Raw genomic sequence first — 24890 nt, 5'->3', positions numbered from 1 at the left:
TAGGCGGTCGAACGAAACGCCGGAATTGAAACAAAAACTAAAATTCTCTGAATAATCAGACAAGTACCCGGAAATTCGCATTGATATAATTTTCAGCCTAAACACCATAACGCTCAGACCATGTTTTTACTTTTTCCTTCGCTTTTTCTGGCGATTTATTCTATATGCAGCGGCGTTCTGCCTCTGAAAGTCTCTTGGCTGTGGAAGGCTGTGCTTTCGCTCATCATTTTGGCGATCGCTCTGAAATATCAGGCCTACTCCATCGGAGGAGGAACGTTTTTTGAGCCCTTTGTTAAGGGTAAGGCGCTGCTTATTTATGAAGCGCTTTACGGCGCCTTAGTTGTTTTGACGGCTCTTCTTTTCTTCAAAGACGTTTGCTCTCTTGCACTGTGGCTCTTGAAAAAGTGGGGTGTTTCGGTCGGTTTCAGCTTTAACAACAACACGATGCTTGCTGTGCTGATGGCCGTATCGGCAGCTGCGGGCTTTTGGGGTATGTGGGAAGCGATTCGCGTTCCCGATGTAAGAGCAGTCACACTTAAAGTTAAAGGGCTGCCGGATGCCTGGAAGGGTACAAAGATCGTTCAGCTGAGCGATCTGCACATCGGACCCGTGCAGGGTGCTGAGTGGCTGAGCGAAGTGGTGAAGAAAACCAACGCACTTCACCCAGACATGGTACTGATTACCGGAGACTTTATCGACGGAAGCGTGCCGAAAACTCTTTTTAAGCTCGAGCCTTTAAAGGAGCTGAAAACCAAGTACGGTGTTTACGCGATCCCGGGCAACCATGAATACTATTCCGGTTACGCCAACTGGATGAAAGCACTGTCTCAGCTGGGGCTGAATATGCTTCAGAATCAGAGTGCGGTTTTGAAGAAAAACGAGGCGGCTCTGATTGTGGGAGGAACGACAGACCTGGGTGCCTCCCGATTCGGATTAGAGGGGCCTGATTTGAAAAAGACGTTTGCCGGCACACCCGAGAATGCGACTAGAATTTTGCTGACGCATCAGCCGAAAACGACCAGCGGCAGCAGCGAGCGCGTGGACTTGCAGCTTTCGGGACATACGCACGGCGGGCATATTTTCTTCATGTATCCGATCCTTGCCTACTTTAATGACGGCATGGTTTCCGGCGCATACCAAAGATCCGATAAATTGGTTTACGTCAATCGCGGAACCGGCTTATGGAACGGCTTTTCGATTCGTATCGGTGTTCCCTCGGAAATCACCGACATAACTTTGGAGTAGTTCAGTCAAATAGAACGAAGAACAGACCCGCGTCAAGCGGGGCTCTTAGTTTTCGGCGCGGTAAAGGCCGTGTTCAAGAATGTATTGGTGAATTTGAGCGCTGAGGCCGGGAATCGGCCGATCGCGGGTCATTTCATTTGCGAGGGCTCTGCGGATTTGAGTGGAAGAGTAGGCGGCCGGTTCAAATTTTGCGACGCAGATTGAACCGGACGGCTCTTCAGAGCAGGCCGCGTCACTTGGCGGAACAATGGGAAATTTATCTCCGTAGGGATTCTCGCCCAAGCTGCCGTCCCGGGTGACAACAAATAAATTGGCCAGCAAAGGAAACTTTTGCCAGAGAATCCACGTCGTGAGGTTTTTCCACTGATCGCTGCCCATGACAAAAAAGATAGGAGTTTGCTCTCCGTATTCCCGTCTGAATGAGTAGAGCGTGTCAATGCTGTAGGAAGGGCCGCCTCGGGTCAGCTCTCTTGTGTCGGCGACCAGCTGATCTCTATAAGGTTCAAGCGCGGTCTCAAGCATGCGGAGTCGGTCTTCTTCGCATGCTCTGGCGGTTTTTTGCCAGGGACGCGTCGGAACATAGAAGAGTTTGTCGAGCGAGAGCTCACGTACGGCATCGAGTCCCATTTCAACATGGGACTCATGAATCGGATCAAAGGTACCGCCGAAAATTCCGATGCGCAAAGCTATTTATCCTTGAATTCAATTTCAACAGAGAACAGCTTAAGGATTTTCTGTTTGTCGTTGAGCTCGGCGCCTAAAAAACCGTAACGAAGATTAAAACGATCCTGAGCTTTGTTCGCAAACCAGAACTTCCAGGGAGAGTCTTCCTCAGAGGCGCTCATCTGAGGAAGATTTTCTTTCTTCATTGCTGCCGCTGAAAGCGTGGTCCCGATCCGCAGGGGGCCGAAAGAGACATCCTGAAAGTTTTCCGCAAGAGCCGGACAAAGCTCACCGTCTTCTGTTACTGCTTCAGCTCGGGCTTCGGAAATCTGTCCGCGGGGGCCGACAATCAGCCAGATATTCTGTCCGATATAAACCGGTTCCTGTTCTTCGTCCGCCTTCTTTCTGCGCTTTGGTTTCGGAGCGTACGGATCGCTCTGAAGAGGAGCCGAGTAGCAGAGATAGTCCGTTCTATCGGGCAGGTGGTGCAGTTCTCCGCCGAACACTTTGGTGACAACTGAGAGCGGCGTTTGATCGAGAATGACCGGGAAATCGCCGAAGTTAATGACCGCTGCGGGATTTTCTTCGAGCGTAAATGTAGGAGAGTTAAGGCCCTCCGGGTAATTGAAGGGCCTCGGCGTGTTGTCCTGCGGATAAGGGGCGGGCAGAGGCGATGTGGTCTGCGCGAAGCAGGCCGCAGCCGAGCCCGCGATCAATGAAGCAGCAAGGGCAAACGTTGCAAATTTCATAAAGATTAGAGCGCTCTGTATCCGATGTCTTTGCGGTACTGCATTCCGTCGAAACGGATCTTTTCCGCGGCGCTGTAGGCTTTGTCCTTAGCGCTGCGAAGCGTATCGCCGAGACCGACGACGCAGAGTACGCGGCCGCCGCTTGTCAGCAGGTTGCCGTTTTCATCGAGTTTTGTGCCCGCATGGAACGTCATGCTGTCCTCGGTCGGCGCTTCGATGCCTGTGATGACATCGCCCTTGCGCGGAGATACCGGATAGCCGTGAGAGGCAAGTACGACTCCGAGCGCGCTGCGCGGATCCCACTCGGCAATGACTTTGTCGAGCGTGCCGTTAATGCCGGCTTCAACAAGCGCCGGGAAATCGCTCTTTAAGCGCGACATGATCGGCTGTGTTTCAGGATCACCGAAACGGCAGTTGAATTCAAGCGTTTTGACTGTTGGTTTACCGTCAGAATCGCGGTCAATCATGAGGCCGGCGTAAAGGAAGCCTGTAAAGACGATGCCGTCTTCCTTCATACCTCGGACGGTCGGAAGAATGATCTGATCCATCACGAGTTGGTAGACTTCGTCGGTTACGACCGGTGCGGGAGAGTAGGCGCCCATGCCGCCGGTATTGGGGCCTTCGTCGGCGTCAAGCAGGCGTTTGTGGTCTTGGCTTGTCGCCATCGGAAGCACGTGCTCTCCGTCCACCATCACGATAAAGCTCGCTTCCTCGCCGGTGAGGTATTCCTCGATAACGATGCGGGCGCCGGCAGAACCGAGTTTGTTGTCCTGAAGCATGAAATCAACAGCTTCATGGGCATCCTCCTCAGTCATTGCGACAACGACGCCTTTTCCGGCGGCAAGGCCGTCGGCTTTAATGACGATCGGAGCGCCTTTTGCACGCACATACGCATGTGCGGCTTCCGCGTCTGTGAAGGTTTCATAATCAGCCGTCGGAATCCCGTGGCGTTTCATGAAAGCTTTGGCAAAATCCTTGGAGGATTCGAGCTGAGCGGCTTCTTTTGTCGGTCCGAAGATCGGCAGGTTTTTCTCTCTGAAGAGATTGACAACGCCTTTAGCCAAAGGAGCTTCCGGCCCGACGAGGGTGAAAGCGATGTCGTTGGAAGCGGCGAATTCTGCCAATTCATTCAAGTCGGTGACCGCGAGGTTTTGGAGTTTTTTCGTCCGCGCGGTGCCGGCGTTGCCGGGCGCTACATAGACCGTCTCTACACGAGGCGATTGGGCAAGCCGCCATGCGAGTGCATGTTCACGGCCGCCGCTGCCAATTACCAATAGCTTCATAAGGGATTCTCTCGGTTGATTATTGAGGGATTTATTTATTCGATGACGGCGGTGGTGTACACCTGCTGAACGTCGTCCAGATCTTCAAGCGCGTCAAGCAGGCGCTGCATGCGTTCGCCTTCGTCGCCAGTAAGGACGGTTTCAGTGTCGCTGCGCCACGTGACTTCAGCTACTTCGGGTGTCCAGCCTTTATCTGCAAACGCTTTGTTCAGCGCTTCAAAAGCGGAAGGATCGCAGATGACTTCGATAGAGCCTTCATCTTCTTTGATTACGTCATCAGCTCCGGCGTCCAGAGCGACTTCCATGACTTCGTCTTCGTTCAGACCAGGCGCAAAAAGAAAGTAGCCGCAGTGCTTGAACATGAAAGAGACGCTGCCGTCTGTACCGAGATTGCCGCCGTTTTTGGAAAGGATATGGCGAACATCGGCAACGGTACGTGTACGGTTGTCGGTTGTGCAGTCAATGATGAGCGCAGCGCCGCCGACTCCGTATCCTTCGTAGCGAATTTCTTCGTAATTGGCGCCTTCGAGCTGGCCAGTACCCTTAAGGATGGCATTTTTAACGGTATCCTTCGGAACGTTGGCTCCGCGTGCCTTCAAAAGAGCAAGTCTGAGACGCGGATTCATGTCCGGGTCTCCGCCGCCCAAACGAGCGGCAACAATGATTTCACGAATTAATTTGGTCCAGATATTGGAACGTTTTGCATCCTGACGGCCTTTTCTATGCTGAATATTGGCCCACTTGGAATGTCCTGACATTATTGAGTCCTTAAAGCTATAAAAGACAATCCTCCATTTTAGCAAATGGAGCCCTTATTCCTGTGTTTTTGCCGCTCGGGTCAGGCTCGAAACATCAGAAATTGAGTAACAAGCCGCGATGCAGCTCTCCTTTTGGAGAGAATTCATCTAACGAGCCCGCTAAAACCTGGTAGAGCCATTCATTGCGACCGGCATATCCCCGGCCTGCCTAAAGCACCGGTTTAGTCGGCGCCTCTTAGCCTGTTGTCTCTTCCAAGCGGGTTTGAATTTGCGCCGTACAGTTACGTCATCTGGTTAAGCAGCGATTTTTCGGCCGGATACTGAATGTTTGTGTACTGAAGTCTGTCCCGATTAAAGGCTATATCTATCGTCCGATGTCCTTTTAATCGATACTCTGCGGGCCGGTTTGTCGAATGAAGCTATCGGCCGAAAGTGTCTGCGAAGACGTGCAGGAAAAGATGTGAGTTTTGCGACGCCCAAGATGGTTTAGCTAATTTCAATGATCATATAGGAATTAACCCTGACTAATAATGCAAAATCCTGTTACTAGTGTCATGATTCACATTCGGTTACGTTTACTTAGCCGTGTCAGGAGAAATCAATGAAGAAATATGAATTTGCCTACGGAAAAGGCAAGAAAGAGATCGAGCTTGACGAGTCTCTCGTTCTCAAAGAAGTTAGAACTAATGATTTTGAGACCATTAAGGACATCCCTTATGAAGTACTCGAAGCGATCTACCATCCGATTGGATGTGCCCCGATCAATGAAATCGTTAAACCGGGACAGAAGATAGCCTTTATCTGTAACGATCCGACTCGAGTAGCAAATTCCTATGACTTTATGCCTGTGCTGGTCAACGAGATGAATAAGCTCGGCGTGAAAGACGAAGACATGCACATTGTTTTCGCACTGGGTACGCATCGTGAGATGACGCATGAGGAAATGGTTCAGGCCGTCGGAGAAAACGTCGCCTCGCGCCTCAGAATGTATAACAGCGTCAGCACCAATCAGGAGGACTTTAAATATTTCGGTACAACCTCTCGCGGTACGCCCGTGTGGATTAATCGCCATCTCTGTGATGTTGACCATGTCATTCTGACCGGTACTATTGTTCACCATTACTTCAGCGGATACGGCGGCGGAAGAAAGGCGATTCTTCCGGGCTGTGCTGCAATGGAAACAGTTCGCGTCAACCACAGTTTCATGCTTGATCCGCACGCCGGTCTTGGCAAGACCGAAGGCAATCCCTGCTACGAGGATCAGATGGAAGGTGTTGCTCTATTTGCAAAAGGACGCTCTCTCTTTCTTTTCAATGCAGTACTTAACGCCAAACATCAGTTCCTCAAGATGTTTGCAGGTGATTATGTGAAAGCGCATCAAGTTGCCTGTAAATTCGTGGATGAGGTTTACGGCAGTGTCATTCCGAAAGAAGCCGATCTAGTGATCGCTTCCTGCGGCGGCTGGCCGAAAGACATTAATGTTTATCAAATGCAGAAGACGATGGATAATGCGGCCTGCGCGGTGAGAAAGGGTGGCGCTGTGATTATGGTGGCCGAATGTGTCGAAGGCAGTGGGTCGGCTGTTCTTGAACAGGCCTGCCGCAGACTCGGTTCTCCTCAGGCGATTCGCGCCGAGCTTGAAAAGGATTTCCGTATTGGCGCAAATAAGGCTTATGCCGTGACGCGCCTGATGGAAAAAGCGAAGTACTACCTCGTGACCAAGCTTGACCGCGATATGGCCCGCGATATGCTTTTCTCCGGTGCTTTTGACACGATCGAAGAAGCGCTTGCCGCCGCAAAAAGCGAAATCGGCAAAGTTGAAAGCATGATTCTGATGCCGGAGGGTTCTCTCACCGTTCCGCGCGTGGAATAACAGGCTGAAAGCTGAATAAACAAGGGCGCCCGCGGCGCCCTTTATCATTTGCGGTCAAAAAATCCGGAAAGTTTGTCCATGGGGACGATCGGAACCGGACCGAAGTTATTCTGCCGCTCTTTAACGAGCCGCTCTAATAGTGAGCGCTCTTCAGAAGATAAACGTTCATACTCCTGCGCCTGTACGTGCAGCTCGTACGCTTTGCCTCCAACCTTGCGGAGACGAAATGCGATCTGCGGATTCGAAGACTCAGCGAACGCTTCAAAAATTTCTCTCTCAGTTTCCGCGATATTTTTCAGGTCTTCGGCCGACACGGCTGTGTCATAGGGCAGTCGGGTCAGTATGCAGGGGCGGGCCACCTGATCAGGGTTGTCAAAGCCGAGCGCTCTGCCGAGCTCTCGGATTTCCGGTTTGGAAATCTGCGCCATTGCCAGCGGCGAATTGATCTTGAGTTCGCGCAGCGCAAGAAGCCCGGGGCGATAATTGCCGAGGTCGGAATGGTTGGTTCCGTCGCACAGCGGAAATGACGCGATTCGAAGGAGTTCTGTAAACAGCATGCGTTTGCAGAAGTAGCATCTTTCCCGACAGTTGCGGCTGACTTCAGGAGCTTGAAGCGGATTTAATTCGACAATTTTAAGTTTGAATCCGTGTGAATCGGCCCATGCCCGAGCTTCAAGCGTTTCCTGTTCGCTGACGTGCGGACCGTGCACGTGCAGAAGTTCGATCTCAAAGTCCAGGCGCAGAGCAAAGAAACTCAGAAAGCGGCTGTCGAGGCCGCCGGAAAACGCGATGGAAACACGCCGACCAGGCGCGGCCGTTAAAAGAGCGTTTTTAAGCCGCTCAATTCTTGCTTCATCAGGCTCCAAGCTCTTCTCCAAAGGCAAAAGTGGCTCCGTTGGGGACGCCTTCATAAACATATGTGCCGTAAACTGTTTCGATAGTCTTAACCGTCATTGCGGGCCAAGGGCCGAATTCTGCGTCAAACGCCTTGAGAAGCGCCAGACCGGTTGGCGTCACGGTTTCTCCTTCTGCGAGGAAGGGACGAACGGGGACGTCTTCTAAAAGCGCTTTAACGGCAGGTGCCGGAGACGGGATAACGCCGTGCGCGCAGACAATGCTGCCGTCAGCGATCGGGAGAGGGCTTACGATCAGACGATCAGGGTTCAGACGTGTGTAGAGCTCGCAGGTAAAACAGATGTCAAGAATACTGTCGAGCGCGCCAACTTCATGGAAATGCACTTGTGTGAAGGGCAGACCGTGAACTCGGCCTTCCGCCTCCGCAATTAAAGTAAAGGCTTTTTCCGCATAACGTTTAGCGTTGTCTGATATGTCCGCGTTTCTGATAATGGCGAACACATCGGCAAGATTTCGGTGCTCATGCTCGTGCGGCAGCTCGACGCTGCAGTGAGCGCCTCGAATCCCGTTGACAAACTTATCCGTGAGCTTGATGCTGCCTTTCAGTGCTGGAAGGATTCCGTTGAGGATTTCTTCGGCCTGTTCATTGTTCATTTTCAGCATGCACATGAGACCGCAGAGAAACATGTCGCCGGCGATCCCGGAATGCAAACGAATAGTAAGGACCTTAGCTCCGGCTCTTGTGTGTCGGCAGTGCGAATGCTCGTGATGATGACCGCAGCCGCAATGGTCATGACCGTGCTCATGGCCGTGGTCGTGATGATGTTCCTGATGGTTGTTCATTGGCTTTTACTGATTGGAAAAAGAAGAGAGAATCTTATAGGCGAAGCAGGCCGCGCCGAACCCGTTGTCAATATTTACCGCTGAGACGCCCGGCGCGCAGGAAGCGAGAATGCAGTTCAAAGCGGTTTTACCGCCTTCACAGACGCCATAGCCGTTTGAGACCGGAACGCCGATGATAGGGCGGCTGGATAGTCCCGCAAGCACACTGATGAGAGCGGCTTCCATGCCGGCGGCCGCGATGATGACATTGTGGCGGTTGATTCCGTCAAGCGCTTTTTGCAGGCGCCACAGTCCGGCAACGCCGCAATCCTCGAACATTTCAAATTCTGTGTTCATGAATTTCAGCGTGGCGGCGGCCTCGTAGAGAACACGAGCGTCCGAGGTTCCTGCTGAAACCAAAGCGACGGAGCCTGCGACTTTATGTTCTACCGGACGATTGAAGGCGCAGCGGGAAACGGGGCAGTACTGATATTTTGCCGCGGCCTCGGCGCTGAGACCGGAGAAAAGTGTTTGATCCAAACGCGTGAATAAAACAGGATCAGCGTCTTTAGCAGCGAATTGTGCTAGCAGAGAAAGGACTGTATCCGAAGGCTTGCCTTCGCAAAATACGGCCTCCGGAACCGAAGTTCGGTTCCGTCTTTCGTGATCGAATTTAACAGTGAGAGACATAATTTGTAAGAACTGCGCAAACTCGGCGGAGAGATTTTTAGCGATGAATTTACATGAAAAAAAATCAATGATGGCCGAAAAATCTGAATTTTATTTCAGATAGGTCTAGCCGGTGTTACATTTTTTTAAGATTTAAATTAGCGAAAACCCTAACATTTTAAATAATTGTTGTATTTCAGCAAAAACCCGAAATTTCTATCAAATAATCGTTGAATAACAATATGTTATTTGAAGCACTGATTTATTTAAAAATAGGTGTTTTCACCAATAATGAATAAAATTTTGTATTTCCCCTTGTTTCAATACGTAAAAAAGAACATTATTCATATGTCTTACGACAATCAAATCAGAGTTTTACAACAAACGGGGATATTCAAATGAGTATTTACTTTTGGTTTCAGTTCTTTTTACTGATTGCCTTCTTATTCGTATCCGCCCCGAGAGGCGGTATGTTCCTCGGCCTGTTCAGTGGTATTGGTCTTATCGTTATTATGTTCGGACCGAAGCCCTGGCTTGGTCTGCCCCCGGGCAAACCTCCGGTCGACGTTATTCTGACGATTATCGCGGTTGTAGCCGCAGGCGCCACTCTCCAGGCTTCCGGCGGTCTTGACTGCATGCTTCAGATTGCTGAAAAAGTCCTACGTAAACGTCCGAAGATGGTGACATTCCTTGCACCGCTTTGCACATTCACGCTGACAATTCTTTGCGGTACAGGCCACACTGTTTACACGATGCTGCCGATTATTTATGACGTAGCGATCAAGACCGGTGTTCGTCCGGAACGTCCGATGGCAGCTTCCTCTATCGCTGCTCAGATGGGCGTTATCTGCTCTCCGGTGTCTGTTGCCTGCGTTTCCATGGTTGCTCTTATCGCCGGCCACCCGATGGCCAACGGTACAGATGTCGGCCTCGTTGAACTGCTCAGCCTGACAATTCCTGCCGGCCTGATCGGTCTTCTCGTTATGGCCACATACTCCAACTTCCGCGGTAAAGACCTCGACAAAGATCCTGTCTTCCAGGCTCTTATCGCTGATCCGGAAGCTAAGAAGTATGTTTACGGCGACTCTCTCACTCTCCTTGGCAAGAAGCTTCCCGCCAGACAGTGGACCGCTATGTGGATCTTCCTTGGCGTGGTTGCTGTCGTTGCCCTGCTTGGTGCCTTCAGTGATCTTCGTCCGATGGTTGGCAAGAAACCGCTGTCCATGACTCTGGTTATTCAGATGTTCATGCTCGCCTGCGGTGCCCTGATCTGCTTCTTCACAAAGACTCCTCCGAAGTCCGTCGGCGGTACAGCAGTGTTCCGCTCCGGTATGGTTGCTGTGGTCTGCGTGTTCGGTGTTGCTTGGATGTCCGACACAATCTTTAAGGCTCACCTCAACGAACTGAAAGAAGTTCTCGTTGAATACGTCAGGCTTTATCCGTGGGCATTCGCCATCGTTCTGCTCCTCGTTTCCAAGCTGGTTAACTCCCAGGCTGCTTCTGTCGCGATCGTTGTTCCGGTTGCTCTGAGCATCGGTACACCGGCCGGTGTTGTCGTCGGCTGCATCTCCGCTTGCTACGGCTACTACATCATCCCGACATACCCGTCTGACCTGGCTTCTATCGAATTCGACCGCTCCGGTACAACCCACATCGGTAAATTCGTTATTAACCACTCGTTCATCCTCCCGGGCTTGATCGGCGTTATCACTGCGACTATCGCCGGCTACTTCATGGCCCTGGCTAGAGGCTGGATCTAATTAGATCGCTTAGCATCTAACTAATATCCTGAATTCCGTGCCTTCTAGGTGATAAATCTTGGAGGCACGGGTATCTTCAGAGCTTCCAACGTCGCTCTTAGTTTCTTAGGGATTAGGTCCCAGTAAAAAGAGTTTTCTTCGTCAGATTTCCTGCTGGTTACGTCAACAGCGCCCATCATTCTTAGGAAGTCCGGTGTATCGTTTGGCAAGTACTTTGACGATGCGTCCTGCTTCGCTTCGGTTCTCTTTGCTAAGGTAAATCTCATCTTCAGATTCATTAGAAGAATCAGGCTTAAAAATAAAACGAAGACTTTTCCTTCAAGAGCTCTTTCCTGGCAGCGCATCCGACGGCCTGAGCAACGTTCTTTGAGATTGTTGAAGTTTTTTTCGATGATATCTCTCTGTCGATATATTCTGAGAGCTTCATTTGCTGAGCCAACAGTGTTCGAGACAAGAACGAACAGCCCGAAGCTGTGTACCTTGTTTTCCCATTTCTTCGGACTGTAACTCCATCCCTGAGAGCTCTTTATGAAGAAACGTTTGATTAAATCCTTATCTGAGTCCTTGAGAGCGATTTTCTCTGCAAGTTTGTCTTGAACTTTCTTAATTTGTCTGAGAAGAGACTCATTTTCACTGGCAGCTCGCTCCGAATCCAAATAGACATGAATGTAAAGAGGTCGCGTTTCTAAATATCCGGTTGCAGGGTCTCTGTAAGACCACGTTGTTGACGAAGTTTTAGCCTGGACGCCAAATTCCTCTAAGAATGTATCAACGCTTCCGAATCGGAGCTGGGGTTCGAAGCTGCTCAGAACAGATTTGCAGTAATTCAGATTAGTTTTAGAGCCACAAATAAATCCTAAATTCTGCTCGTAGAGCCGGTCGAGCAAGGTAGGAGAACTGAAGGCTCTATCCATCACTAAGTTCACCTGAGAGCTTCTTAAATCGGCGGCGTCCGCAAGCATTTGTCTTAAGGCTAATGGGTCACTCAGAGAACCCTCCAACACTTTGTAGTAGAGAGGTTCTCCAGAATATTCCGAGACAATCAACCCTAAATTTAATTGAGGCAATTCCGAGTTTTCTTTGCTATAGCCGTAAGCGACTTTGCGGATCGTTTCGGAATAAGACGATATTGATGTCGTATCAAAGCTCCAATAGACATCTCCTTTAGTCTCAAGCTGCGAGTACAGCAGCCGTTTCCTCAGAAAAGACATTATCTCCGGGTTGGAGACTTGCTCAAAGAGATCAGAAACATGCTGAGAGTCGGTCGGCGTACAGGGAAGCCATGTTTGGGCGCTGTAAATCTCAAACTCAGAAGCAACTGCACCTGGGTCTGCTGCAAAAAATATAGCTAAAGAAAGAAGATAAGCAGCCCTGTCTTTACCGAAAACCGCTTCCAAATCAGCTTGCAGATGGTTTTGCTTAGCAATTTCCCATAAAACATATGAGGCACCGGCCGACAAACGTGTATTTTGATCAAGTTCATCAAGAAAAGCCTTCCTTTGCTCTGCATTTGGAACCAAAGGCGGCAAAGGACATGCGGCGCCGCCAGACAACCGAACCTTCCTTCCAACAAGTTTTGCCTTGCAGTCTTTTAAGGCTGGATATTCAGCGAGAAACTTCCTTCCCAACTCAATTGAATCATCTTCTAAAAGTCTTCCAACAGTCTTTTGGAAAACCTTTTCACATTTATTGTTGCTCCAGCGGTTCTTGTAGAAAATCGCATAACGAATCCCATGATTGTTCTTTACAAACACAGGATGTATGAAACCTGTTTCTAGGAAGCTCTGTTCCTGAGTTTTGCTATCCATATTTGTAGGGTGATTGCTTGCTTTCATAGGTTATAATTATCGCCTATGAAGTTAAAAAAGTCCATCCCTACATTGCTCAAAAGGAGCATAAAATCAATTGGTTAAATTGAAGATGAGACTATTTGTAAAAATAGCTCCTAGAATTTTGGGAATTCAGGATGGAAGAATCAGAGGCTTAAATTTTTAGCGGCCTATTTACGCACGAGTTTCGGATTCAAGGTGTAAAGACCCGAGACGGAGGCGGATGCGAGAATATGTCCCTGCATCGCTTCGAGCACTTCCGGACCGGTGAAGCTTCCGCTCAGCGGCAGCAGCGGGAAGTCGACCGCATAGACAGTAAAGACGTAGCGGTGCATTCTCTCATCATTCCACGGAGGGCAGGGACCGTCATAGCCGTAGTGCTTGCCGGTTTCCTCCGGTTTCTCGAAGTTGGTGTAGTCGTTCAGTCCCTGACGCATGCCGTTAGCGCATGCGGGCCCTTTCTTGCCTTTCGGGGTCACGCCTTTTGAGAGGGTGCCCACGTCAATACAGGGTTCTTCCGGCACGATATCCACCAGAATCCAGTGGAAGAAGTCTCTTCTCGGCGCATCTTCCGCAATGACTGCGTCCTCACGGTTAGCCATAGAGAAATCCTGCGGCACGTCGTGATCCTGGCAGATGACTACCAACGACTGTGTGCCCGCGGGCGGATTTGACCATGCAATCTGAGGATTGCGGTTCCCAGCGGGAACAGTATGTTCGCGCCCCATCGGATCTAATTTCGCGTAGGCGTAGCCTTCCGGAATCATTGCGCCTTCGTCAAAAGAATCGCTCCATACTCTGAAGATACTTTCCATAGACTTACCTCTTTTTCGGGTATCTTAGCCAAAATGTGACCGGACCGTCGTTGACCAGTTCAACCGCCATATGCGCGCCGAACACGCCGGTGACAGGCGAAAAACCTTCAGCTTCCAGTTTTTTAACAAAACGTTCGTACAGTTTCTCGCCGAGCTTCGGCTCCGCTGCGGGCGTGAAGCTCGGTCGATTGCCGCTGTTGGTGTCGGCGGCGAGTGTGAACTGAGAGACCGCCATGATTTGGCCTTTGATGTCGCGAAGGCTCAGATTCATTTTGCCGTTCTCGTCGCTGAACACCCGATAGTTCAGCACGCGTTCGGCAAGCGCGTCCGCGTCCTTTTCGCTGTCATCTCTTTCGGCGCAGGCCAGTGCGACCAAGCCCTGATCGATACGGCCGCGAAAAACACCGTCGGCGGTCAGGGATGCTTTGGAAACCCGCTGAATCAACGCGATCATTTTGTCTCTCTTACTTCAAATGAATCTTGGCCCACTTTCTCTTGCCGACCTGAAGGACGTAATCGCCGGGAGCGACTTCAGTCTTTTTATCGGTGACCTTTTCGCCGTCGAAGCGCACGCCGCCCTGATCAATATTGCGGTTGGCGTCGCTTGTTGAAGCGCACAGGCCGGCTTCTTTAATCAGTTTGGCAAGAAGCATCGGCTCGCCGGAGTTGTCGACGCTGATTTCGGGAACATCGCTCGGCATCGCGCCTTTGCGGAAGCGGTTGACGAATTCCTGTTCCGCGGCGTCTGCTGCGGCCGCGTCATGGAATCGAGTCACGATTTCCTTAGCGAGCAGAACCTTCGCGTCGCGCGGATTGCGTCCGTTTTCGCATTCCTTCTTCAGCTGAGCGATTTCCTCGTTGCTGCGCATGGAAAGCAAATCAAACCAGTTCCACATCAGATCATCGGACAGGGACATGACTTTGCCGAACATATCGTTCGGATTTTCGGTAATGCCGATGTAGTTATGTTTGGACTTGCTCATCTTGTTGACGCCGTCCAGGCCGACCAGCAGCGGCATTGTGATGATGCACTGCGCTTCCTGGCCGTACTGGCGCTGCAGTTCGCGGCCTACGAGCAGGTTGAATCTCTGATCGGAACCGCCAAGTTCCACATCGGCCTCAAGGGCGACGGAGTCGTAGCCCTGCATCAGCGGGTAAAGCAGCTCATGCATGGCGATCGGTGCCTGTTCGGCAAAACGCTTGGCAAAGTCGTCGCGCTCAAGCAGACGAGCGAGCGTATAGCGGGACGCTAAGCGAATCATGCCTTCGGAACCGAGTTTGTTGCACCATTCGGAGTTGTAGCGAATTTCGGTTTTATCCGGATCCAGGACATGGTAGGCCTGATCAAGATAAGTCTTCGCATTTGTTTCAATTTGTTCTCTCGTTAACGGAGGGCGTGTTGTATTGCGGCCGGAGGGGTCGCCGATGGCACTTGTAAAGTCTCCTACGAGGAAGATAACGGTATGTCCGAGATCCTGAAACTGACGCAGTTTGTTCAGAACGACAGTGTGTCCGAGATGGATGTCGGGAGCGGTAGGATCGAGACCGAGTTTGACACGAAGAGGCTTGCCCGTCGCTTCGGCGCGAGCGAGCTTCTGCTCAAGCTCCTGCTCAATCAGAAGTGTGTCGGTGCCGCGTTTGATTAGGGCCATTGCGTCCTTAATCTTCTGGCTCACCGGGAATTTTTTTTGTTCGACACTTTCAGTCATTTTTAGAAACAATCCTAAAATCGTAGTAGTAAAACCCCTTGCAGACGTCAATGTTTAAATCCAATATAATTGACGCACTTGACGGTAGGGGCGTAATCAAAGCCATCCCCATATTCTATATTCTCTTTCAGCGTTTATCCTTTCTGCGTTGGGGGATTTGTTTTCGTCAAGCGAATTGAGAGTGAGAACGAAGAGAGACAGAAAAGTGAATACTGCAGCAGGCAAATTAACCAAGATTTTTAAGTCAGTGACATTTGCGGCTGCTCTCGTTCTGCCTTTCGCCTCCTTTAATTCTCTGCACGCAGCGGAAGAAAAGACGCCGGTCATTATGGAAAAGGCCGGCGAAATTGATCTTAGCGTTCTGATTCAGCAGTGGGCAAGCGAAATGGACGATGTCTACGCTGAGACCCACATTGAACCGAAAGACACCTCCAAGAAGATTTTCGAGCGCCTTGGTATCCAGGACAAAGCCTTTACTCGTTACGTGACGACAATCAAAGGCAAAGAAAATCCGTTTGCGCGTCTCTCCCGAGGACGTCTTATCCAGGCTCGTCTGACGACTGGCGGAGAAGTGATTTCTCTGAGAGTGTTCCGTCCGATTGACTCACAGTCCAAAGATATTTCTTTCTTTGAGGTCAGCAAAAATAAAGACGGGAAATTCATGCATGCCGAGAAAACCAGCGGGTTTGATGCGCTTCCGATCGCTGCTTCGGGCGTTATTACCTCCAACTTGGATAAAGCGGCTGTCGAAGCGAATATTCCTGCCGGAGTTCTCAAGCAGATCAAAGATCGTTTGTCGACGGAGCTGAACCTCTCCAAGGACGTCTCTAAGGGCGACACATTCAGCGTGATTTATGAGCGCCGTCAGCTTGACGGAGCTGACATCGGAACCGGGAAACTGCTCGCGATTGAGTACTACGCCAAGAATAAGACGATTGAGTCGTATTGGTATGAAGGCGAAGGAATCGAAGGTTATTACGATTCCGAAGGAAAAAACAACGATGTGACTTTCCTTCGCATGCCCTGCGAGGCGCGTGTCACCTCGACTTTTAACCGAGTTCGTCGACATCCCGTGACCGGACGTTTGCGACCGCACTGGGGTGTGGATTTAGGCGCGCCCAAAGGAACGCCTATCTATGCAGCCAGTGACGGCACGGTGACGACGAAGCGTTATCAGCGACGCGGCTACGGCTATTGGCTGGAGATTTCGCACTCCTCGGGCTATACCTCCCTTTACGCACACATGAGCAAGTACGCTCCGGGGATTGAACCCGGAACAAAAGTGAAAAAAGGTCAGCTCATCGGTTATGTCGGTGCGACCGGCATGGCAACAGGACCTCATCTGCACTATGAACTTAAGAAGGACGGCCAGCAGGTCAACCCGCTGATTGCTGATTTGCGTACCGGTGAAAACCTTCGAGATGAGGCCGCTGAAGATTTTAAAGTGGCGATTGCTCCGATGCGCCGTCAGATCGCGATGCTCAGTCGAATTCAGCTCGCTCAGAATCAGCCTCGTACAGCCGCGCATTAACATCCATTAGAATTGAGGTCTTGTAAACAAGACCATTTTCTATGTCAGAACCGCAAATTCCTATTTATGTCGGAATGATGTCCGGCACCAGCATGGACGGCGTCGACGCGGTCGCAGCCGTGTTTACTAACGGTCGATATCAATTTATCGGCCGAAGTTCGGAGTCCTATTCTACACATCTGCGCTCCTCTCTGATCAGTCTCTGTTCGAGCGGTCCGGACGAGGTCCTGCGCTGTCAGGAGTGCGGCAACGAAGTCGCCAAAATCTACGCTAAAGTTTTTAACAAGCTGCTGGAAGGAACCGGTCTGGAAACCTCAAACATTTGCGCTATCGGCGCGCACGGTCAGACGATTCGTCACAGCCCGCAGATGGGCGCGAGCACGCAGCTGATCAACGGGGCGCTGCTTGCGGAGCTTACGAAGACGGATGTGGTGACGGATTTTCGCAGTCGGGATTTAGCCGCGGGCGGTGAAGGCGCGCCGCTAGTGCCGCTGTTTCATAAATGCGTGTTCAGCGGCAGTGTGCCGCGCGGCATTCTCAACATCGGCGGCATCAGCAATCTGACATATCTGCCTGCTTTAGGTTCCGACGCAGATGTTTTTGGTTTTGACTGCGGTCCGGGCAATGTTCTGATGGATGGCTGGACTGAGAAAATCAACGGCACGCCCTACGATCACGATGGAATGTGGGCTAGAAGCGGTAAGGTTAGTGAGAAGCTTCTGGCGCTGCTGAAGAAAGAAGCGTTTTTTGATCTGACGCCGCCGAAAAGCACCGGCCGTGAGCTTTTTAACTTAGGCTGGCTTGAATCAAAACTTTCCGATGAGTCTGTAGAAGACGTGCAGAGGACGCTGGTAGCCCTGACGGCGGGCACGATTACTGAAGCGATTGAGCGCTTTGCCCCGGACATTCAGGAGTTGTTTGTATGCGGCGGCGGAGCGAAAAATTCGCTTTTAATGCAGGAGCTTACGGCAATGAATCCCGCAAGGGCGGTAAAAACGACGGCGGCTCTGGGCATGGACGCTCAGGACGTGGAAGGCGCGGCCTTTGCGTGGCTCGCAAAACGATTCGTTGAGCGGCAGCCGGGGAATCTTCCGAGCGTCACGGGCGCAGAAGGCGGAAGGATTTTAGGCGCGCTTTATCCGGCGTAAAAAATAATAAGGCCCGATTCGAAAGAATCGGGCAGAATTCTTATTACGTCAAGAAGCGCGAATTTTACCGTTATACGGAGAAGCTGGAGCCGCAGCTGCAGGTTGTCGTCGCATTCGGGTTTTTGATGACGAACTGAGCGCCTTCAAGGTCTTCTTTGTAGTCGATTTCAGCGCCGACTAAATACTGATAGCTCATCGAATCGATGAGGAGCATGACGCCGTTGCGTTCCATGGTCGCGTCGTCTTCATTGACTTCTTCATCAAAGGTGAAGCCATACTGGAAGCCGGAGCATCCGCCGCCCTGAACAAAAACGCGAAGTTTCAGGTTGGGGTTGCCTTCCTCGTCGATCAGTTCTTTAACTTTCATGCTGGCCGCATCGGTGAAAATGATCGGATCGGGAAGCTTGACCTGTTCTTCAGACATATTGATTCCTCATAATTAACTAATTTGGTGACTCGATTATATAGATGCAGTCAATATCCTTTCGTATTAATTGAAAAAATTAGTTTGGAAAGTTGTTCTTTACAGCGGCGTATCATTTAAGCTTATGCACATTCGGCACCCACCAGGTGTTGTATTTATTAGAGAGGATTTCGGAATGTTTAGTAAAGCCGACAAAGTCGAAATGACGGATCCCGCTATTTGGGAAGTTATTCGCAAAGAAGGGCAGAGACAGGAAGATCAGATCGAGCTGATCGCAAGCGAAAATTATGCTTCTCCTGCGGTAATGGAAGTTCAGGGGTCTGTCTTAACCAATAAATACGCTGAAGGTTATCCCGGCAAGCGTTATTACGGCGGTTGCGAATTTGTGGATCAGGCTGAGGCCTTGGCAAAAGAGCGCGCTCTGGAGCTTTTCTGCAAACCCTGCGGCGTGGAGATGGCGGTTAATGTTCAGCCGCATTCCGGCGCTCAGGCCAATATGGCGGTGTTTTTCGGACTTCTGAATCCGGGCGACACCGTCATGGGAATGTCGCTCGCTGAAGGCGGCCATTTATCGCACGGCATGAAACTGAACATGTCCGGCAAATGGTTCAATATCGTCAGCTACGGCCTGAATGAAAAAGAAGAAATTGATTACGACGCCGTTGAGAAGCTCGCATTGGCAAATAAGCCGAAGCTGATTATCGCCGGAGCGTCTGCCTATTCTCTGCGCATTGATTTCAAGCGTTTCGGAGAAATCGCGCATAAAGTCGGCGCCTATCTGATGGTCGACATGGCCCACTACGCCGGTCTTGTGGCCGCAGGCGTTTATCCGAGTCCATTCCCTTACGCCGATATCGTCACAACGACGACGCATAAGACGCTGCGCGGTCCACGCGGCGGCATGATTTTCTGCCGTCCCGATCTCGAAAAATCGATCAACATGGCGGTCTTCCCCGGAATTCAAGGCGGTCCTCTGATGCATGTGATCGCCGCGAAAGCGGTCGCGCTCCATGAAGCGCTTCAGCCCGCATACAAGGAATATCAGAAGCAAGTCATCCGCAACGCCGCCGTGATGGCCGAAGAGCTCAGCAAGCGCGGTCTTCGCATTGTTTCAGGCAGAACTGAAAGCCACGTCATGCTCGTTGACCTGAGATCGAAGAACATCACTGGCAAGGAAGCCGAAAACATTCTTCATGAGATCGGCATTACCGTAAACAAAAACTCTATTCCGAATGATCCGCAGAAGCCTTTTGTGACCAGCGGCATCCGTATCGGTTCGCCCGCAATGACGACTCGCGGCTTTAAAGAGGAAGAAGCAAGAGAAGTCGCAAGTCTGATTGCCGACGTTTTAGATCATCCGCATGACGAAGCGGTTCTTGCCAATGTGAAAGACGCGGTTGCTTCCCTTGTCGCCCGCTTCCCGGTTTATCGCCAGACTGTTTAAGTAAAGAGGCCGCCTATGCTGTGTCCGTACTGCAAAGAGCCCAATACGCAGGTCATTGATTCGCGCACCAGCGAAGAGGGCAGTGTCATTCGCCGCCGCAGAAAGTGTCCCGCTTGCGGAGGACGCTTTACCACTTACGAGAAAGCGGCGCTGTCGATGCCGCAGATCATCAAGAACAACGGCAGTGTGCGTGAGCCTTTCAGCTCGGAAAAATTGAGAAGATCGATGGAAATCGCGCTTCGCAAACGTCCGGTCAAGGCCGCACTTGTGGACGAAGCGGTCAACAGCATTGAGCGGCAGCTGAGACTTCGCGGCGAGAAAGAAGTCTCCTCTAAAGAGGTTGGCGATTTGGTGCTTGCCGAACTGAAGTGTTTGGATATGGTTGCTTATATTCGCTACGGTTCCGTTTATCTGAATTTCCAGACTCTGGAGGACTTTGTCAGTCTCGTTGAGCAAACCCGTAAGCTCTGATCAAGAGAAAAAAATGAGTTTTTCTGATATTTCCTACATGCGCCGCGCTCTGGAACTTGCGCGCGAGGCTCGTATGATCTGCCCCCCGAATCCGGCCGTCGGCTGTGTGATTGTCAAAGACCGTCGGGTCATCGGCGAGGGACATACTCAGCGCACGGGCGAGGCCCATGCTGAAGTGATGGCGCTTCGTGACGCGGAGCGTCGAGGCGAATCGGTTGAGGGCGCGACTGTTTATGTGACGCTTGAACCCTGTTCGCATTACGGCAGAACGCCGCCCTGCGCGCTTGCGCTCAAAAATGCGAAAGTCGCCCGAGTGGTTGCGGCGCTCAAAGATCCGAATCCTCTGGTTTCCGGACGCGGCCTGAAAATGCTGGAAGAGGCTGGAATTGAGGTGGAGTGCGGTGTCGGCGCAAGAGAGGCGGAAGACATTAATAAAGGCTTTCTGAAGCGTCAGCGCACCGGTATGCCTTGGGTGCGCTCTAAATTCGCGATGAGTTTGGACGGAAATACCGCGCTTTCAAACGGCGTCAGCAAATGGATTACCGGCGAAGATGCTCGAAGAGACGGTCATTTCTGGCGAGCGATCTCGGGCGCCGTGCTGACCGGTTCCGGCACAGTGGAAGCTGATGACCCGCTCATGAACGCCCGAATTGAAGGCGCGGAGCGTCAGCCGCTTAAGGTGGTGGTGGATTCGCAGCTTCGTCTCAGCCCGGATCTGAAGATATTTAAAGAAGGCAAAGTGCTCTTGGTATGCGCTTTCTATGACATTGTCCGCGCTCAGATGTTTGAAGCGCAGGGCGTGGAAGTGATTGAGCTGCGCGGCGCTGACGGTAAAGTTGACTTGAAGGCGCTGTGCGCTGAACTCGGACGGCGCGAAATCAACGAGGTTCATGTTGAGGCGGGCGCTCGTCTGAACGGCGCGCTCGCGATGCAGGGGCTGATCGACGAGTATTTGATCTATGCGGCACCTCTGTTGCTCGGACAAGGACGAAAACTGCTTGATTTGCCAATGCTTCAGAACCTTTCTGAAGGTATAGCGCTAGAATTTATCGATGTTGAAAAAGTAGGACCGGATCTGCGCCTTTTACTGCGTCCGGCCGGTTAGATTACAGGAGAGCTAGAGATGTTTACAGGAATTATTCAGGCCGTCGGTCGCATTCGTGATAATGAAGAGATCGGAGACGGTCTGCGCATTCATGTCGAGGCGCCTGAACTGGGTCTGGATACAGTTAAAATCGGCGATTCGATCGCGATCAACGGTGCCTGCATGACCGTTGTGGAGGTCGACGAAAAAATGTTTAAGGTCGAAGTCTCCGCCGAGTCTTTAGATAAGACCGCCGGTTTGGACGGCTGGGGTCATGTGAACTTGGAAAAGGCGATGCGTCTGGGAGATCGTCTTGACGGTCACATTGTCAGCGGACATGTGGACGGCGTAGGCGAAGTCGACGCTTTTGAAAAGAAAGCGGAGTCCTATCATCTGGTGGTGCGCTGCCCGATGAAGCTGGGCAAGTTCCTTGCCTATAAAGGCTCGATCGCGATCAACGGAGTATCGCTTACGATTAACGAAGTTGAAGATACGCCCGCAGGCACACGTGTTTCGATTAACCTGATCCCTCATACGTTTGAGCACACATCCTTCAAGTACACCAAGGTCCGTGATCTGGTGAATGTCGAGGTGGATACTGTTGCTCGCTATATTGAGCGCATGTATTCGCTCATTCAGCGCTAAGCTGAAATCTTTGCGCTCATCACGGCGCAGGAATTCGGGAGGATGCGGCTGCTTTGCTAAAATTCCGAAGATTTAAGTTAGGAGATAAAATTGGCTATCAACTTTATTCAGTCGAAATTAGACGGTACTGATCTGAAAATTGGTATTGTCAGTGCTCGCTTTAACGACTGGGTTTGCAAAGGCTTGTTTCAGTCCTGCTATGAGGAGCTGAAGGCCAACGGTGTTAAGGACGAAAACATTGTTGTCACAACCGTCCCGGGCGCTTTGGAAATTCCCTATGCGCTCACAATGCTCTTTGAGCGTTATCCGGATCTGGACGCGATGATCGCGATCGGCTGCGTGATTCGCGGTGAGACCTATCATTTTGAGCTGGTCGCAAACGAATCTTCCCGCGGCATTACGGATATTGTCGTCAGAGAGGCGATTTCCATCGCAAACTGCATTCTGACTGTTGAGAACGAAGAGCAGGCCAGAGTAAGAATGCAGGAAAAAGGCAGAGACGCCGCTCGTGTCGCTCTGGAAATGGGCAATCTCGGCAGAATCTGCGCTGTGTCGTTTGACGACGATACAGATTCGCAAGAGTAAAAATATGTCAAAAGAAACTACATCGATTAAAGCGCCGGCGAAGAAACGCGGCGGCCGCAGTGCCCGCAGACGTTCGCGCGAATTTGCGCTGCAGGGTGTTTATCAGTGGCTTATCAGTCATACCGACCCTGTTGAAATAGATGCGGCCGCACTGGAAGCGGAAGATTTTGATAAGGCGGACGCGGAGTTTTACCGCAGTCTGCTGCACGGCGTAATTGATGATTTTGTCGCGACGGAAGATGCGTATAAACCTTTTGTCGACCGCGACGTCACGACTCTGTCTCCGATCGAAAGAGGCATTCTTCTGATTGGAACTTATGAACTGAAGAATACCGCGACGCCGTATCGCGTCGTGATCAACGAAGCGGTTGAGCTCGCTAAGAGCTTTGGCGGTACTGACGGATTCCGTTATGTGAACGGTGTTCTTGATAAGCTCGTATCGAAGCTTAGACCGTATGAGGCCTCCGGCAGCAAAGATGCCAGATAAGCCGCACAGTACGAGGACCCCGAATTCGCTGGACGAGTTTGGGGTCATATCCGAATTCTTCACCGATAAAGGCGCTCATCCCAACGCTTGGCCTTCGCAAGGAGTTGGAGATGACTGCGCCTTTTTGGATATTGGAGATAAAAGAATTGCCGTCACGACGGATATGATGGCCTTGGGAACGCATTTTTTTGATAACGCGGATCCCTACACCGTGGGCAGAAAGTCTCTTGCGGTTAATCTCTCGGATCTGGCTGCCGCTGGCGCCGTTCCGAAAGCGTTTTTTCTGTCGATTTCTTTTCCTTCAATTGATGAGAAGTGGCTTAAAGCTTACTCTAAGGGGCTGATGGAAGAGTCGTTCCGCTACGGCTGCCCGCTTCGCGGAGGCGATACAGTCAAGGCGCCGGTCATTGACGGCAAACCATCCAAGACCACAATTTCCATTACTGCGCTTGGCGAGCTGCCTGCGGGCAAAGGTCTGACAAGAAGCGGAGCGCGGCCCGGAGATGATATTTGGGTGAGCGGCACGCCCGGAGACGCATTTGCCGCTTTAGGAGACATTTTGGGATACTGGAAGTGCGCGCCGTCTGACTACCGCTACTTCAAATCCCGAATGGATAAGCCCACAGCGCGGGTTGCGCTGGGCACGGGGCTCTTAAACCTCGCAAGTTCTGCCTGCGACATCTCGGACGGTCTGATCGGAGATCTTCAGCATATTCTGGATCGATCCGGCGTTTCCGCGGTGCTTCACTGGAAGGATTTCCCGCTCTCGGAGGCCATGCGCAATATGCCGGAGGACGTTCGCCGCCGTTGTGTGCTTTCCGGCGGAGACGATTATGAACTTCTCTTTACCGCCTCGGCCGAACAGAGCGCGCGGATATTAGAACTATCTCAGCGGCTTAGCGTTCCTGTCACACGAATCGGCGAGATCACGGGCGCGGGAGAATCGCTTCTCATTGATGACGGCGAAGGCGGAGTTCTGTCGCCTCAGCCATCCTTTAATCATTTCACAAATGAAGTCGTATAAAACCGAGGCGCCTGCCTTTTCTTTAGTGCTCCGTCATCCCTGGCTGATGATTTCGACATTTTTCGGAGCCGGCTGCATTACGCCTGCACCGGGGACGTGGGGTTCCTTTGCGGCATGGCTCGCATTTTGGCTGATGCAGAGCGCATTCGGAAGAGCGCCGATTTGGTTCGCCTCAGCGCTCGCGTTTATTTTGGGCTGCATCGCTGTCGGTCGATCCGAGACCTATCTGTATAAAACGGATCACGGATCCATTGTCATCGATGAAGTCGTCGCGGTTTGGCTGACGCTTTTGGTGACGCCTATAGGGTTTTTCTGGCAGTTAGCCTCCGTGATCGCATTCCGTTTCTTTGATATCGTCAAGCTCCCGCCCGTATCGGTTTTGGATTCGATGCGGCAAAACGGTTTTACTGTCATGCTTGATGATGTGTTCGCGGCTGTATACGCGATCATTCTTATTAATGCGGCGGCTTATGTACTTGAGGTTTCGGGGTTCGCCGCTCCTATTTGGACTTTCTTTTAAATGACTGCAAATATTGAAAGCTTAGTTAAAACGCTCAGTGACCGCATCAGCGGCACAGGCGAGGTAATTGTGACTGCCGAATCTCTGACGGGCGGGATGATCAGTGCCGCGCTGACCTCGGTTTCGGGTTCAAGCGCTTGGTTTGAAAGAGGCTTTGTCACATATACCAACGAAGCTAAGTATCAGATGCTTGATGTTCCGCAGGGAATTTTGGATCGTTTTACAGCGGTAAGCGCAGAGACGGTTACTCATATGCTTATTGGCGCGCTGAAGCATTCTGGCGCGTCGGTCGCGGTCGCGGTCAGCGGAATCGCGGGCCCCACGGGCGCACTGCCCGGCAAACCTGTTGGCACCGTGTTTATCGGATGGATGAGACGAGATGAGATTGCCGAAGTTGTGCGCTGCCAGTTTGACGGTGATCGTGCTGCAGTTCGCGAGCAGACCGTGGAAAAAGCACTGAACGGACTCCTCGGTTATTTTGACGAAAGGCCATAAAA

26 protein-coding genes are annotated in these 24890 nt (G+C 51.4%); 14 read left to right on the top strand and 12 right to left on the bottom strand.

Going from position 1 to position 24890, the window contains the following annotated elements; translation table 11 throughout:
• Positions 1-120: 120 nt before the first annotated feature.
• Positions 121-1245 carry a metallophosphoesterase gene (locus tag AC6I1F_RS10515; protein WP_160335371.1) on the top strand — a complete coding sequence of 375 codons (1125 nt, stop codon included), beginning with the start codon at positions 121-123 and terminating at the stop codon, positions 1243-1245.
• A 45-nt stretch (positions 1246-1290) separates the two neighbouring features.
• Here AC6I1F_RS10515 and nadD read toward each other — a convergent pair whose 3' ends face one another.
• Genes nadD through AC6I1F_RS10495 form a run of 4 tightly spaced genes read right to left on the bottom strand, consistent with a single transcriptional unit; the run spans position 1291 to position 4698 of the window.
• A complete protein-coding gene (gene nadD, locus AC6I1F_RS10510) occupies positions 1291-1929 on the bottom strand; it encodes a nicotinate (nicotinamide) nucleotide adenylyltransferase (protein ID WP_289163059.1) in 639 nt (212 codons plus the stop codon).
• A gap of 2 nt (positions 1930-1931) precedes the next feature.
• Entirely contained in the window at positions 1932-2657 is a 726-nt protein-coding gene (locus AC6I1F_RS10505) for a hypothetical protein (protein WP_160335373.1), read from the bottom strand.
• 5 nt (positions 2658-2662) lie between these two features.
• On the bottom strand, positions 2663-3940 hold the full coding sequence (gene purD / locus AC6I1F_RS10500) for a phosphoribosylamine--glycine ligase (RefSeq protein WP_160335374.1): 1278 nt from the start codon (positions 3938-3940) through the stop codon (positions 2663-2665).
• Positions 3941-3975: 35 nt separating this feature from the next.
• Positions 3976-4698 carry a YebC/PmpR family DNA-binding transcriptional regulator gene (locus tag AC6I1F_RS10495; protein ID WP_160335375.1) on the bottom strand — a complete coding sequence of 241 codons (723 nt, stop codon included), beginning with the start codon at positions 4696-4698 and terminating at the stop codon, positions 3976-3978.
• A gap of 601 nt (positions 4699-5299) precedes the next feature.
• Between AC6I1F_RS10495 and AC6I1F_RS10490 the strand changes: the two genes are divergently transcribed.
• The gene (locus AC6I1F_RS10490; RefSeq protein ID WP_290432594.1) at positions 5300-6571 is read left to right on the top strand and encodes a nickel-dependent lactate racemase family protein; all 1272 of its coding nucleotides are present in this window, start codon (positions 5300-5302) and stop codon (positions 6569-6571) included.
• A gap of 44 nt (positions 6572-6615) precedes the next feature.
• On the opposite strand, the gene larE is transcribed toward AC6I1F_RS10490, so the two are convergent.
• From larE to larB, 3 genes are read right to left on the bottom strand one after another with little or no spacing between them, the layout of a single operon-like run.
• Positions 6616-7437: an ATP-dependent sacrificial sulfur transferase LarE gene (gene larE / locus AC6I1F_RS10485; RefSeq protein WP_237178758.1), complete on the bottom strand. Its 822-nt coding sequence runs from the start codon at positions 7435-7437 to the stop codon at positions 6616-6618.
• Positions 7427-8269 carry a nickel pincer cofactor biosynthesis protein LarC gene (larC, locus tag AC6I1F_RS10480; RefSeq protein ID WP_160335378.1) on the bottom strand — a complete coding sequence of 281 codons (843 nt, stop codon included), beginning with the start codon at positions 8267-8269 and terminating at the stop codon, positions 7427-7429. Before larC ends, larE begins: the two co-directional genes overlap by 11 nt.
• A 6-nt stretch (positions 8270-8275) precedes the next feature.
• Positions 8276-8938 (bottom strand): nickel pincer cofactor biosynthesis protein LarB, encoded by a 663-nt coding sequence (gene larB, locus AC6I1F_RS10475; RefSeq protein ID WP_251569342.1) that lies wholly within the window; start codon positions 8936-8938, stop codon positions 8276-8278.
• A gap of 377 nt (positions 8939-9315) precedes the next feature.
• Between larB and AC6I1F_RS10470 the strand changes: the two genes are divergently transcribed.
• Positions 9316-10677, top strand: coding sequence for an anaerobic C4-dicarboxylate transporter (locus AC6I1F_RS10470; RefSeq protein WP_160335380.1), 1362 nt, complete (start codon positions 9316-9318; stop codon positions 10675-10677).
• Positions 10678-10721: 44 nt separating this feature from the next.
• On the opposite strand, the gene AC6I1F_RS10465 is transcribed toward AC6I1F_RS10470, so the two are convergent.
• From AC6I1F_RS10465 to tyrS, 4 genes are all read right to left on the bottom strand, one after another.
• Positions 10722-12512: an IS1634 family transposase gene (locus tag AC6I1F_RS10465; protein WP_497801579.1), complete on the bottom strand. Its 1791-nt coding sequence runs from the start codon at positions 12510-12512 to the stop codon at positions 10722-10724.
• 164 nt (positions 12513-12676) lie between these two features.
• Entirely contained in the window at positions 12677-13321 is a 645-nt protein-coding gene (locus AC6I1F_RS10460) for a YbhB/YbcL family Raf kinase inhibitor-like protein (protein WP_160334569.1), read from the bottom strand.
• Positions 13322-13325: 4 nt separating this feature from the next.
• Entirely contained in the window at positions 13326-13775 is a 450-nt protein-coding gene (gene dtd, locus AC6I1F_RS10455) for a D-aminoacyl-tRNA deacylase (protein WP_160334570.1), read from the bottom strand.
• A 10-nt stretch (positions 13776-13785) separates the two neighbouring features.
• Positions 13786-15030 carry a tyrosine--tRNA ligase gene (gene tyrS, locus AC6I1F_RS10450; protein ID WP_497801778.1) on the bottom strand — a complete coding sequence of 415 codons (1245 nt, stop codon included), beginning with the start codon at positions 15028-15030 and terminating at the stop codon, positions 13786-13788.
• A 205-nt stretch (positions 15031-15235) separates the two neighbouring features.
• On the opposite strand from tyrS, the gene AC6I1F_RS10445 reads away from it, so the two are divergent.
• Both AC6I1F_RS10445 and AC6I1F_RS10440 read left to right on the top strand, forming a co-directional pair.
• Positions 15236-16561: a M23 family metallopeptidase gene (locus AC6I1F_RS10445; RefSeq protein ID WP_288319247.1), complete on the top strand. Its 1326-nt coding sequence runs from the start codon at positions 15236-15238 to the stop codon at positions 16559-16561.
• 41 nt (positions 16562-16602) lie between these two features.
• Entirely contained in the window at positions 16603-17709 is a 1107-nt protein-coding gene (locus tag AC6I1F_RS10440) for an anhydro-N-acetylmuramic acid kinase (RefSeq protein ID WP_202074532.1), read from the top strand.
• Positions 17710-17779: 70 nt separating this feature from the next.
• Here AC6I1F_RS10440 and erpA read toward each other — a convergent pair whose 3' ends face one another.
• Positions 17780-18133 (bottom strand): iron-sulfur cluster insertion protein ErpA, encoded by a 354-nt coding sequence (gene erpA / locus AC6I1F_RS10435; RefSeq protein ID WP_160334572.1) that lies wholly within the window; start codon positions 18131-18133, stop codon positions 17780-17782.
• Between the two features lie 175 nt (positions 18134-18308).
• On the opposite strand from erpA, the gene glyA reads away from it, so the two are divergent.
• From glyA to AC6I1F_RS10390, 9 genes are all read left to right on the top strand, one after another.
• The gene (gene glyA / locus AC6I1F_RS10430) at positions 18309-19577 is read left to right on the top strand and encodes a serine hydroxymethyltransferase (protein ID WP_277612588.1); all 1269 of its coding nucleotides are present in this window, start codon (positions 18309-18311) and stop codon (positions 19575-19577) included.
• Positions 19578-19592: 15 nt separating this feature from the next.
• Positions 19593-20048 carry a transcriptional regulator NrdR gene (nrdR, locus tag AC6I1F_RS10425; protein ID WP_160334574.1) on the top strand — a complete coding sequence of 152 codons (456 nt, stop codon included), beginning with the start codon at positions 19593-19595 and terminating at the stop codon, positions 20046-20048.
• A gap of 13 nt (positions 20049-20061) precedes the next feature.
• Complete coding sequence (ribD, locus tag AC6I1F_RS10420; protein ID WP_237178703.1) at positions 20062-21153, top strand: bifunctional diaminohydroxyphosphoribosylaminopyrimidine deaminase/5-amino-6-(5-phosphoribosylamino)uracil reductase RibD; 1092 nt, start codon at positions 20062-20064, stop codon at positions 21151-21153.
• Between the two features lie 18 nt (positions 21154-21171).
• Positions 21172-21777 (top strand): riboflavin synthase, encoded by a 606-nt coding sequence (locus AC6I1F_RS10415; protein WP_251452826.1) that lies wholly within the window; start codon positions 21172-21174, stop codon positions 21775-21777.
• Positions 21778-21867: 90 nt separating this feature from the next.
• Positions 21868-22362 carry a 6,7-dimethyl-8-ribityllumazine synthase gene (gene ribH, locus AC6I1F_RS10410; protein WP_160334576.1) on the top strand — a complete coding sequence of 165 codons (495 nt, stop codon included), beginning with the start codon at positions 21868-21870 and terminating at the stop codon, positions 22360-22362.
• 4 nt (positions 22363-22366) lie between these two features.
• Entirely contained in the window at positions 22367-22849 is a 483-nt protein-coding gene (nusB, locus tag AC6I1F_RS10405; RefSeq protein WP_290432622.1) for a transcription antitermination factor NusB, read from the top strand.
• Positions 22839-23873 carry a thiamine-phosphate kinase gene (gene thiL, locus AC6I1F_RS10400; RefSeq protein WP_290432623.1) on the top strand — a complete coding sequence of 345 codons (1035 nt, stop codon included), beginning with the start codon at positions 22839-22841 and terminating at the stop codon, positions 23871-23873. The genes nusB and thiL overlap by 11 nt, the downstream gene beginning before the upstream one ends.
• Positions 23860-24393, top strand: coding sequence for a phosphatidylglycerophosphatase A family protein (locus AC6I1F_RS10395; RefSeq protein ID WP_160334579.1), 534 nt, complete (start codon positions 23860-23862; stop codon positions 24391-24393). The genes thiL and AC6I1F_RS10395 overlap by 14 nt, the downstream gene beginning before the upstream one ends.
• A complete protein-coding gene (locus tag AC6I1F_RS10390) occupies positions 24394-24888 on the top strand; it encodes a CinA family protein (RefSeq protein ID WP_290432624.1) in 495 nt (164 codons plus the stop codon).
• Positions 24889-24890 lie beyond the last annotated feature (2 nt).

The organism is Parasutterella sp. St.1A3 (assembly GCF_059728705.1).
The sequence above is the reverse complement of the archived record's forward strand: the minus strand, read 5'-3'. Positions and strand labels throughout refer to the sequence as shown.